An 11,446-nucleotide genomic window follows, 5' to 3' on the forward strand; every position below is an offset into this window, starting at 1 on the left:
ACGGACATTCCCGATCATCCCACTTCTGACGGGGTTGATGCTGCTGGCGTGGCCCTTCCTGATTGGATTTGGGCTGGCGCATAACAGCCTGCAGTGGCTATTACCCGTGATGGCTCTGGTGTTACTGCTGCGGCTGCGTCAGGCGCAGCGGAACACAAGCCCGATGCGGTATGTGGTGCAGTGCGTGGCGCTGGCGGGGATCGCCCTCTGCACGGCAAGCTACCTGCTGAAAGCCCACCAGTGGCTGCTGCTCTACCCGGTGGTCGTCAACCTTATCATGCTGGCCGTGTTTGGCGGTTCGCTGTGGACAGCGATGCCGCTTGTCGAACGACTGGCGCGCTTGCGCGAGCCAAACTTGCCCCCGGAGGGCGTGCGCTATACCCGTAAGGTGACCCTCGTCTGGTGCGGTTTTTTCGTCGGCAACGGCACGATGGCGCTGTTTACCGTCCTCCACGGCGACATGCATCTGTGGACGCTATGGAACGGTATGGTGGCTTACATCCTGATGGGGATGCTGATGGCAGCAGAGTGGCTGGTGCGCCAGCGGGTGATAAAAAAAGAGATGCACAATGACTAACCCCCTTCCGCTGGGCCAGTGGTTAAATGCGCCGCGCCCTGACGACACGCCTGTTGCCTGGCTTGACGATCGTACCTGGACGCTGGGCCAGTTGCGCCACGACGTAACCTTACTGGTCGAGACCCTGCGTCAGCAGGAAGGCGAGCGCTGGGCGCTGTGCTTTGAAAACAGCTACCTGTTTATTGTTGCGCTGCTGGCCTCGCTGCACGCCGGTAAAACACCGGTCATTCCCGGCCATAGCCGCGTCTCGCAGCTTGAAGAACAGCAATCTTTGTTTAGCGGCGTTCTGAGCGATCGGACTCTTGGTTTTCATGGGAAACAGATTGTGGTGGCCTCCAGCCACCAGACAGCCAGCCACTGGGTGCCTCTGCCGATCATTGACGAAAACCGCTTCGTTGAACTGTTCACCTCAGGCTCCACGGGCACCCCGCGCCGGGTGGTTAAGCACATCGTCAGTCTGGATCGCGAAGCCCGCCTGCTGGCTAACCGCTTTGGTGAGCGTCTGGCCGGATGCAGCATTGTGGCCTCGGTCGTACCGCAACACCTGTATGGCCTGACATTCCGTATCGTCTTGCCGATGGCGCTGGGCCTGCCGCTGCATGCCGCGATGCTCTATTACGCAGAACAACTGGCCGCCCTGCCTCCTGACAGGCAATACCTGTTCATCAGCAGCCCGGCGTTCCTGAAGCGCCTGGATACCGAGCTTGCCGCGCCGCCCGTCAGGATGCTGATTTCAGCAGGTGGAATGCTGCCCTGGCGTGACGTCTCGACCACCTCTGGCTGGCTTAACCTTTGGCCGGATGAAATTTATGGCAGTACCGAAACCGGGATCCTCGCCTGGCGCCATCGTCAGGAGGATAACGTGCCCTGGCTACCGTTCCCCGGCGTGATCTTCCATCAGGAAGATGACGCCTGTCGCGTTACGTCGCCACTGATCCATGAGCCAGAAGGGCTCCAGCTCGACGATATCCTGCACTTCGACAGCGAGGGGCTTTTCAGCATCGCCGGTCGCCGCGGGCGAGTGGTCAAAATTGAAGAAAAACGCATCTCGCTTAACGAGATCGAACGCCGCCTGCTGGAGCTCGACGGTATTTGCGAAGCGGCCGCCCTGCCGGTCACGCGCGGGGGTCGTCAGGGGATTGGCGCCCTGCTGGTTCTGGATGAAACGGCCCGTCAGCGCGGGTATGTGCAGGATAAAAAAGCGCAGGAGTTCGCCTGGCGTCGCGCCCTGCTGCCGTGGCTTGAACCTGTCGCGGTGCCGCGCTACTGGCGCATCGTTGATGAAATGCCGGTAAACAGTATGAACAAGCGTGTCTATGCGCAGTTAGAGGAGTTATTTCATGAAAATTCATGAAATTGAGCGCCACCAGACACAGCCGGAGAAGCTGGAGATCGTTTTGCATCTCGACGCAACGCTGTTCTGGTTTCAGGGCCATTTCGCCGTACAACCGCTGCTGCCCGGCGTTGCGCAGCTTGACTGGGTGATGCACTACGCCACGACGTTACTGGCACCGGGCTATCGCTTTCACAGCATTCAAAACGTGAAGTTTCAGGCACCACTGCTGCCGGAAACCACGGTGACGCTGATGCTTGAGTGGCATGCCGAACGTCAGATGCTGACCTTCAGCTATCAGCGCCATGCCGGGGCTGAGCGCCACACCGCCAGCAGCGGGAAAATTCGTCTATGTCAGTAATCTTTCGTCCCTGCGTGCTGATCCCGTGCTACAACCACGGCGCGATGATTGCCCGCGTGCTGTCACGTCTCGCGCCGTTCGGCCTGCCGTGCCTGGTGGTGGATGACGGCAGCGACGCAGTCACCCGTCAGGAGCTTGAGCGCCTGGCGGCGGAGCAGCCGCAGATGACGCTGGTTCGTCTGGCGCAAAACGCCGGAAAAGGTGCCGCGGTCATCAGAGGGCTGGAGGAGTGCGCGCGGACGGGCTACACCCACGCCGTGCAGGTGGATGCGGATGGTCAACACGCCATCGAAGATATCCCCAAACTGCTGGCGCTGGCGGAGCGCCACCCGGACGCGCTGATTTCCGGCCAGCCCATTTACGATGACTCTATTCCGCGCTCCCGACTTTACGGGCGCTGGGTAACCCACGTCTGGGTCTGGATTGAAACCTTATCGCTGCAGCTTAAAGACAGCATGTGCGGCTTTCGGGTCTATCCGGTTTCACCCACGCTGCGGCTGGCCGCGCGCGAACCGCTCGGCAAGCGGATGGACTTTGACACCGAAGTGATGGTTCGTCTCTACTGGCAGGGCAACACCAGCGTCTTTCTGCCCACGCGCGTGACCTATCCGCAGGACGGTTTGTCCCACTTCGACGCGCTAAAAGATAACGTGCGGATCTCCCTGATGCATACCCGGCTCTTCTTCGGCATGCTGCCCCGCATGCCCGGCCTGCTTTTCCGTCGACGCCGCCAGCACTGGGCGCAGCAGGACGAGGTCAAGGGTCTGTGGGGGATGCGCCTGATGCTGCGCGTCTGGGAACTACTGGGTCGGCGGGCCTTTACCGTGCTGTTGTGGCCGGTTATCGGCGTGTACTGGCTTATCGCGCGTCCGGCGCGGCAGGCCTCGCGGCAGTGGATGGCGAGAGTGAAGCAAGAACTGCGTCAGCGGAGCATGCCTGTTCCCTCACGGCTTAACAGCTTTTTCCATTTCATGCGCTTCGGCAACGCGATGCTGGATAAAGTCGCCAGCTGGCGCGGCGAACTGAAGCTTCATCGCGATATTGTCTTTGCCCCCGGCGCGAGCGAAGCGTTAAACATCGCGGCTCCACAGGGCAAACTGCTGCTGGCCTCGCACCTTGGCGACGTAGAGGCCTGCCGGGCCCTGGCTCAGCTGGAAGGCAGTAAAATCATCAACGCCCTGGTTTTCAGCGAGAACGCCCAGCGCTTTAAGCAAATCATGAGCGAAATGGCGCCCGAAGCTGGCGTGAATTTGATGTCGGTCACCGACATCGGCCCGTACACCGCCATTGCCATCAAAGAGAAGCTTGAGCGCGGTGAATGGGTCGCGATTGTGGGGGATCGCATCGCGGTGAATCCGCAGCGCGGCGGCGAATGGCGCGTGATCTGGAGCCGATTCATGGGCCAGCCTGCACCGTTCCCACAGGGGCCGTTTATCCTGGCCTCCATCCTCCGCTGCCCGGTGGTGCTGATTTTCGCCCTGCGCCAGCAGGGTAAGCTCGTCCTGCACTGCGAGCCGTTTGCCGACCCGCTGCGCCTGCCGCGCGGTGAACGCCAGCAGGCACTGCAAGATACCGTCGATCGCTATGCGCAGCGGCTGGAACATTACGCCCTCATGTCGCCGCTAGACTGGTTTAATTTTTTCGATTTCTGGCATCTGCCAGAGTCCAGTGAGAAGGAGTAAAGGGTGCTGACCGATCCCCGCTTTACGACTGAAGTCGAGATCACCGTTCCGTTCCACGACGTCGATATGATGGGCGTGGTCTGGCACGGTAACTATTTCCGCTACTTTGAGATCGCCCGCGAGGCGCTGCTCAATCAGTTTGATTATGGCTATCGCCAGATGAAGGCCTCCGGCTACGTCTGGCCCGTCGTCGACACCCGGGTGAAATACCGCGATGCGGTGACCTTTGAGCAGCGTATTCGCGTCCGCGCGCACATTGAAGAGTATGAAAACCGCCTGCGCATTGCCTATCAAATTTTCGATGCGCAGACCGGCAAACGCACGACCACCGGTTACACCATTCAGGTGGCGGTGGAAGAAGCGACCCGCGAAATGTGCTTTGTAAGCCCGGCAATACTGTTTGAACGTATGGGAGTAACACCATGAAATGGTTGCCTTTACTGGCGCTGATCGTCAGCCCGCTGGTCAGCGCCGTGACGCTGGATGAGCTGCAGCAGCGCTTCACCGAGCAGCCCGTGGTGCGCGCGCACTTCGAACAGGTTCGCACGATAAAAGATATGCCGCAGCCGCTGCGCTCGCAGGGCGAAATGCTGATCGCCCGCGACAGCGGCCTGCTGTGGGATCAAAAAGCGCCGTTTCCGATGACGCTCCTGCTGGACGACAAGCGGATGGTTCAGGCGATTAACGGCCAGCCGCCGCAAACCATCACTGCCGACAATAATCCGCAGATGTTCCAGTTCAACCATCTTCTGCGCGCCCTGTTCCAGGCGGACCGCAAGGTGCTGGAAGAGAACTTCCGCATCGATTTTAAAGACCTGGGAGCGGGCCGCTGGTCGCTGGTGCTTACGCCAAAAACGACGCCGCTGGACAAGATTTTCGCCACCCTCGATCTGGGCGGCGCGACCTATCTGGAAACGATTCGCCTCAACGACAAACAGGGCGACCGTACCGATATCGCCCTTTCTCGCCACCAACTGACGCCCGCCAGCCTGACCGATGACGAACGCCAACGCTTTGCCGCACCGTAAATCCCTGCGCCCGGCGCTGCTGTGGGCCACGCTATGCCTGATTCTGCTGGGCGTGTTGCTGTCGCTGCTGCCCGGCGCGCGACTGAACAGCAGCGTGCTGGCCATGCTGCCGAAGCAGACGCTGGGGGCTATCCCGCCGGCGCTCAACGACGGGTTTATGCAGCGTCTCGACCGCCAGCTGGTCTGGCTGGTCAGCCCCGGCAAAGAGCCGGATCCGCGCGTGGCACAGCAGTGGCTGGCGCTGCTGCAAAGCACTGATTCGCTCAGCGAGGTCAAAGGCCCGATGGACGCCGCCGGGCAAAAGGCCTGGGGAGAGTTCTTCTGGCAGCACCGAAATGGCCTGATTGACCCCGCCACCCGCGCCCGCCTGCAAAACGGCGGAGAAGCGCAGGCGCAGTGGATTTTATCTCAGCTCTATTCGGCCTTTTCCGGCGTCAGCGGCAAAGAGCTGCAAAACGATCCCCTGATGCTGATGCGCGGCTCGCAGCTCGCTCTGGCGCAAAACGGCCAGAAGCTGCGGCTGATGGACGGCTGGCTGGTCGCAAAAGATGAGGCGGGAAACTACTGGTATCTGCTCCACGGCGAGCTGGCGGGCTCATCATTTGATATGCAGCAGACCCACCGGCTTGTGACGACGCTTAACGTGCTGCAGGAGACGCTGAAAGCCCGCTACCCTCAGGCACAGCTGCTTTCCCGCGGGACCGTGTTCTACAGCGATTACGCCAGCCAGCAGGCCAAACGTGATGTTTCGACGCTGGGTATCGCCACCCTGCTTGGCGTGTTCCTGCTCATCGTGGCGGTGTTCCGCTCTCTGCGCCCGCTGCTGCTGAGCGTGCTCTCCATTGCCATCGGCGCGCTGGCGGGGACGGTGGTGACGCTGCTGCTCTTTGGCGAGCTGCACCTGATGACGCTGGTGATGAGCATGAGCATCATCGGAATTTCGGCAGACTACACGCTTTACTACCTGACCGAACGGATGGTACACGGCGCGGAGCATTCTCCCTGGCAAAGCCTGGCCAAAGTTCGGAATGCGCTGCTGCTGGCGCTGCTGACGACCGTCGCCGCCTACCTGATTATGATGCTGGCCCCCTTCCCCGGGATCCGCCAGATGGCGGTGTTCGCTGCCGTGGGGCTGAGCGCCTCCTGCCTGACGGTGATTTTCTGGCATCCGTGGTTGTGCTGCGGGTTACCGGTGCGCCCGGTTCCCTTTATGGTCCTGATGTTGCGCTGGCTGGCCGCCTGGCGACGCAGTAAAAAACTGTCAATTGGTCTTCCCGTCGCGCTGGCGCTGCTCTCCGCCGTGGGAATAAGCACGCTGAAGGTGGACGACGACATCGCCCAGCTGCAGGCGCTACCGAAAGATATTCTGGCACAGGAGAAGGCCATTACCGCCCTGACCGGACAGAGCGTGGATCAGAAATGGTTTGTGGTTCATGGCGCTTCGCCTCAGCAAACGCTGGAGCGGCTGGAAGCCTTTACCCCGGCGCTGGCAGAGGCGCAGAAAGCGGGAGAAATTACCCGCTGGCGCACCCTGCCGCTGAACTCGCTGGCCCGTCAGAAAAGCGATCTTACGCTGCTGCAAAACGCCGCGCCTGCGGTAACGAACGTGCTGAAAAGCGCAGGGCTCAACACCGTCTCCCCGAATCTGGACGCCATGCCGGTCAGCGTGGACGCGTGGCTTAAAAGCCCGGCCAGCGAAGGCTGGCGTCTGCTCTGGCTGACCCTGCCCGACGGTCAAAGCGGCGTGCTCGTACCGGTGGACGGCGCAAAAAACAGCGCGGCCCTCGGCGAGCTGGCCGCGCGCCATGACGGCGTCGTCTGGGTCGATCGCAAAGCCAGTTTTGACACCCTGTTTGCCCTCTACCGCACGCTGCTGACGGGGCTTCTGTTTGCCGCGCTGGCGGTGATTGCCTGCGGGGCGATGGTGCGCCTCGGCTGGCGTAAGGGGCTGATAAGCCTGGTGCCGTCCGTGCTGTCGCTGAGCTGCGGGCTGGCGGTACTGGCCGCAACGGGCCACCCGGTAAACCTGTTTTCACTGCTGGCGCTGGTGCTGGTGCTCGGCATTGGCATTAACTACACGCTGTTTTTCAGCAACCCGCGCGGCACGCCGCTGACCTCGATGCTGGCGATTACGCTGGCGATGATGACCACGCTGCTGACGCTGGGCATGCTCGTCTTCAGCGCCACGCAGGCCATTAGCAGCTTTGGTATCGTGCTGGTGAGCGGTATTTTTACCGCCTTCCTGCTGGCGCCGCTGGCGATGCCGGATAAGAAAGAGAGAAAACGTAAATGAACGCTTTTTACCGCGCCGTCGCGCTAACCGCGGCGCTGCTGCTGGCAGGCTGCAGCCATTCGACCGATACCCAAGAGACGCGTCCCCAGGCCTGGCTCCAGCCGGGAACCCGCGTTACGCTCCCACCGCCCGGCATTAGCCCGGCGGTAAGCTCCCAGCAGCTGCTGACCGGCAGCTTTAACGGGCAAACGCAGTCCCTGCTGGTGATGCTCAACGCGGATGCGCATAAAGTGACGCTGGCCGGGCTCTCTTCCGTGGGCATTCGTCTGTTCCTGGCGACGTACGATGAGACCGGTATTCATACCGAGCAGTCGATCGTTGTGCCGCAGTTGCCGCCCGCCAGCCAGGTGCTGGCCGACGTGATGCTCAGCCACTGGCCGATTAGCGCCTGGCAGCCGCAGTTGCCGAAGGGCTGGACGCTGACTGACACGGGCGATCGGCGCGAACTGCGTAACGCCAGCGGCAAGCTGGTGACGGAAATTGTCTACCTGCAGCGTAAAGGCAAGCGCGAGCCGATCAGCATCGAGCAACACGTTTTTAAATACCACATCACCATTCAATATCTGGGTGACTGAGATGATTTATATTTCCGCTGTTGGCATGGTCAACGCGCTGGGCAACTCGCATGATGAAATCGCTGCTAACCTGGTGACGGGCGTAGCGCCGGGTATGCATGCCCGAACCGGCTGGTTACAGGGTTCACCCGACGCCGTGCTGGGCGGTGTGGAAGGCGAACTGCCGCCCATCCCGGAAACGCTGTCCGCACACCGCACCCGCAATAACCAGCTTCTGCTGGCCGCGCTGGCGCAGATTCAGTCGACCGTCGACGAGGCTATCGCCCGCGTCGGCCGCGATCGGGTGGCCGTGGTGCTGGGGACCAGCACCTCTGGGCTGGATGAAGGCGATGAGCACGTGCAGCGCATGACCCATGGCGAAGCGAGCACGCACTGGCAGTACCCGCAGCAGGAGCTCGGCGATCCGTCCCGCTTCCTCGCCAACTGGCTTCAGCTCGAAGGCCCGGCCTATACGATCTCGACAGCCTGCTCTTCCAGCGCGCGGGCGATGATCGGCGGCAAACGTCTGATTGAAGCCGGGCTGGTGGACATCGCCATTGTTGGCGGAGCAGATACCCTGAGCCGGATGCCCGTCAACGGGTTTAACAGCCTTGAATCCTTCTCCCCTACGCTCTGCGAGCCTTTTGGTCGCGACCGTCGGGGAATCACCATCGGTGAAGCCGCCGCGCTGATGGTGCTTAGCCGTGAGCCCGCGGACGTGGCGCTGCTCGGGACGGGGGAATCCAGCGATGCGTACCATATCTCCGCTCCGCATCCGCAGGGCGAAGGGGCGATCAGGGCCATCACGCAGGCGCTCAACGAAGCGGGTATGCAGCCCGGAGATATCGGCTACATCAACCTGCACGGCACGGCCACGCCGCTTAACGATCAGATTGAATCGCAGGTGGTACACGATCTCTTTGGGGAAAGCGTGCCCTGTAGCTCTACTAAACACCTTACCGGCCATACGCTGGGCGCTGCCGGTATCACCGAAGCGGCCCTGAGCTGGCTGATTCTGACGCGCGATCTGCCCTTACCGCCGCAGGACTTCGCCCGCTACGCACCGGACGACACGCTGGCGCCGTGCGGTCTGCTGCACCAGCGCACCGCGCTGACAAAGCCGGTCATTCTGTCTAACTCGTTCGCGTTTGGCGGCAACAACGCCAGCATTCTGCTGGGGAGAGCGTCATGAGCTACTTATCACCCGAAGCCTATTTGCCGCACGATGCGCCCATGATGCTGCTGGAGTCCGTTGAGAATGTGACGGACGACATGGCGGTATGCCGCGTCGCGATAGACAGACAAAGCGTGCTGGCACCATTTCTGAATGCCGATGGCGACCTGCCGGGCTGGTACGCGCTCGAGCTGATGGCGCAGACCGTCGGCGTCTGGTCCGGCTGGCATCGCCAGCAGCAGGGGCAGGAGCATATTGCGCTGGGCATGGTGCTCGGCGCGCGTGAACTGATCTGCGCCAGCGGGCGTTTCGCCGCAGGCTTGACGCTGGACATCACCGTTAAGCTGCTGATGCAGGACGAACGCTTCGGCAGTTTTGAATGCGCAATTTCCGCTAATGAAGAGACGCTGGCCACGGGCCGGGTCAACACCTTCCAGCCAAGCGCAGAAGAATTAACCTCGCTTTTTAATCAGGGATCTAACGCATGAGTCGTTCCGTACTGGTCACCGGGGCCAGCAAAGGCATAGGGCGCGCCATCGCCCGCCAGCTTGCCGCCGACGGGTTTACCGTAGGCGTACATTACCATCGTGATGCCGCAGGCGCGCAGGAGACGCTGGACGCCATCACGCAGGCGGGCGGCAACGGCCGTTTACTCTCGTTTGATGTGGGCAACCGCGAACAGTGCCGCGAGGTGCTGGAACAGGACATTGAAGCCCATGGCGCATGGTATGGCGTGGTCAGCAACGCGGGTATCACCCGCGATGGCGCCTTTCCGGCATTGAGTGAAGACGACTGGGACAGCGTGATCCACACCAATCTCGACAGTTTTTATAACGTCATTCACCCCTGCATTATGCCGATGATTGGCACCCGTAAAGGGGGACGCATTATCACCTTATCGTCCGTGTCCGGCGTGATGGGTAACCGCGGGCAGGTGAACTACAGCGCGGCAAAAGCGGGCATTATCGGTGCCACCAAAGCGCTGGCGATTGAGCTGGCAAAACGCAAAATCACCGTGAACTGCATTGCGCCGGGGCTGATTGATACCGGAATGATTGAAATGGAAGAGGCCGCGCTGAAAGAAGCGATGTCCATCATTCCAATGAAACGCATGGGCCAGGCTGAGGAGGTCGCCGGGCTGGCAAGCTATCTGATGTCAGATATTGCGGGTTACGTCACCCGCCAGGTCATTTCCATTAACGGAGGAATGCTATGACGCGTCGCGTGGTGATTACGGGCATGGGCGGCGTGACCGCCTTTGGCGAAAACTGGCAATCCGTGTCCAGCAGGCTGCTGGCGTATGAAAACGCGGTGCGTAAAATGCCGGAGTGGCAGGTCTATGATGGCCTGCACACCCTGCTGGGCGCGCCGATTGATGACTTCACGCTGCCGGAACATTATACCCGCAAACGGATCCGCGCCATGGGCCGCGTGTCGTTGATGTCGACCCGCGCCACCGAGCTGGCGCTGGAGCAGGCGGGGCTGATTGGCGAGGCGGTGCTCACCAATGGGCAAACGGGTATCGCGTATGGCTCATCCACAGGCAGTACCGGGCCCGTCAGCGAATTCGCCACTATGCTCACCGAAAAGCACACCAATAACATCACCGGCACAACCTACGTGCAGATGATGCCGCACACCACCGCGGTGAATACCGGACTGTTCTTTGGATTACGTGGCCGCGTCATCCCGACCTCAAGCGCCTGTACGTCCGGCAGCCAGGCAATTGGCTACGCCTGGGAGGCGATTCGCCACGGCTATCAGACCGTTATGGTTGCGGGGGGCGCTGAGGAGCTGTGCCCGTCTGAAGCGGCGGTGTTTGACACGCTGTTTGCCACCAGCCAGCGTAACGATGAACCCAAAACCACCCCTTCGCCATTTGATACGCAGCGCGATGGTCTGGTGATTGGGGAAGGCGCGGGCACCCTGATACTTGAAGAGCTGGAGCATGCCAAAGCGCGCGGTGCCACTATCTACGGCGAAATCGTGGGCTTTGCCACTAACTGTGATGCGGCCCATATCACCCAGCCTCAGCGTGAAACCATGCAGATTTGTATGGAGCAGTCGCTGGCCATGGCGGGACTAAGCGCCCTGGATATGGGGTATATCTCCGCACACGGTACTGCCACCGATCGCGGTGATATTGCTGAAAGCCAGGCCACCGCCGCTATCTATGGTGACAACGTGCCGATTTCATCGCTGAAGAGCTATTTTGGCCACACGCTCGGAGCCTGCGGCGCGCTGGAAGCATGGATGAGTTTACAGATGATGCGTGAAGGCTGGTTTGCCCCGACACTCAATTTAAGGCAACCGGATGAGCAATGTGGTGCTTTAGATTATATTATGGGAGAAGCCCGCCAGATCGATTGCGAGTACCTGCAGAGCAATAACTTCGCGTTTGGCGGCATCAACACCTCGATTATCATTAAACGCTGGGCGTAACT

Annotated in this window: 12 protein-coding genes; all 12 read left to right on the forward strand. The window is 60.9% G+C overall.

What is annotated here, in order from left to right; all coding sequences use genetic code 11:
- The first annotated feature begins 37 nt into the window (after nucleotides 1-37).
- From FHC48_RS05215 to FHC48_RS05270, 12 genes are read left to right on the forward strand one after another with little or no spacing between them, the layout of a single operon-like run.
- On the forward strand, nucleotides 38-577 hold the full coding sequence (locus FHC48_RS05215) for a hypothetical protein (protein WP_008503083.1): 540 nt from the start codon (nucleotides 38-40) through the stop codon (nucleotides 575-577).
- Nucleotides 570-1,931 (forward strand): acyl-CoA synthetase, encoded by a 1,362-nt coding sequence (locus FHC48_RS05220; RefSeq protein ID WP_039267163.1) that lies wholly within the window; start codon nucleotides 570-572, stop codon nucleotides 1,929-1,931. The genes FHC48_RS05215 and FHC48_RS05220 overlap by 8 nt, the downstream gene beginning before the upstream one ends.
- Entirely contained in the window at nucleotides 1,918-2,271 is a 354-nt protein-coding gene (locus FHC48_RS05225; RefSeq protein ID WP_008503085.1) for a hydroxymyristoyl-ACP dehydratase, read from the forward strand. Before FHC48_RS05220 ends, FHC48_RS05225 begins: the two co-directional genes overlap by 14 nt.
- Nucleotides 2,262-3,953, forward strand: coding sequence for a glycosyltransferase (locus tag FHC48_RS05230; RefSeq protein ID WP_220418792.1), 1,692 nt, complete (start codon nucleotides 2,262-2,264; stop codon nucleotides 3,951-3,953). Before FHC48_RS05225 ends, FHC48_RS05230 begins: the two co-directional genes overlap by 10 nt.
- A gap of 3 nt (nucleotides 3,954-3,956) precedes the next feature.
- Nucleotides 3,957-4,379, forward strand: a complete 423-nt coding sequence (locus tag FHC48_RS05235; RefSeq protein WP_008503087.1) for a thioesterase family protein — start codon at nucleotides 3,957-3,959, stop codon at nucleotides 4,377-4,379.
- Nucleotides 4,376-4,981, forward strand: coding sequence for an outer membrane lipoprotein carrier protein LolA (locus FHC48_RS05240; RefSeq protein ID WP_008503088.1), 606 nt, complete (start codon nucleotides 4,376-4,378; stop codon nucleotides 4,979-4,981). The genes FHC48_RS05235 and FHC48_RS05240 overlap by 4 nt, the downstream gene beginning before the upstream one ends.
- Entirely contained in the window at nucleotides 4,950-7,274 is a 2,325-nt protein-coding gene (locus tag FHC48_RS05245) for an MMPL family transporter (RefSeq protein WP_220418793.1), read from the forward strand. Before FHC48_RS05240 ends, FHC48_RS05245 begins: the two co-directional genes overlap by 32 nt.
- Entirely contained in the window at nucleotides 7,271-7,849 is a 579-nt protein-coding gene (locus tag FHC48_RS05250) for a DUF3261 domain-containing protein (protein WP_008503090.1), read from the forward strand. Before FHC48_RS05245 ends, FHC48_RS05250 begins: the two co-directional genes overlap by 4 nt.
- 1 nt (nucleotide 7,850) lies before the next feature.
- Complete coding sequence (locus FHC48_RS05255) at nucleotides 7,851-9,020, forward strand: beta-ketoacyl-[acyl-carrier-protein] synthase family protein (protein WP_008503091.1); 1,170 nt, start codon at nucleotides 7,851-7,853, stop codon at nucleotides 9,018-9,020.
- Nucleotides 9,017-9,490, forward strand: a complete 474-nt coding sequence (locus FHC48_RS05260) for a 3-hydroxy-fatty acyl-ACP dehydratase (protein WP_008503092.1) — start codon at nucleotides 9,017-9,019, stop codon at nucleotides 9,488-9,490. Before FHC48_RS05255 ends, FHC48_RS05260 begins: the two co-directional genes overlap by 4 nt.
- The gene (locus FHC48_RS05265; protein ID WP_008503093.1) at nucleotides 9,487-10,218 is read left to right on the forward strand and encodes a 3-ketoacyl-ACP reductase FabG2; all 732 of its coding nucleotides are present in this window, start codon (nucleotides 9,487-9,489) and stop codon (nucleotides 10,216-10,218) included. Before FHC48_RS05260 ends, FHC48_RS05265 begins: the two co-directional genes overlap by 4 nt.
- Nucleotides 10,215-11,444 (forward strand): beta-ketoacyl-ACP synthase, encoded by a 1,230-nt coding sequence (locus FHC48_RS05270; protein WP_021242168.1) that lies wholly within the window; start codon nucleotides 10,215-10,217, stop codon nucleotides 11,442-11,444. Before FHC48_RS05265 ends, FHC48_RS05270 begins: the two co-directional genes overlap by 4 nt.
- The last annotated feature ends 2 nt before the right edge of the window (nucleotides 11,445-11,446 follow it).

Origin of the sequence: Enterobacter sp. EC_50 (assembly GCF_019584525.1) — a bacterium.
Classification (GTDB): Bacteria; Pseudomonadota; Gammaproteobacteria; order Enterobacterales; family Enterobacteriaceae; genus Enterobacter; species Enterobacter roggenkampii.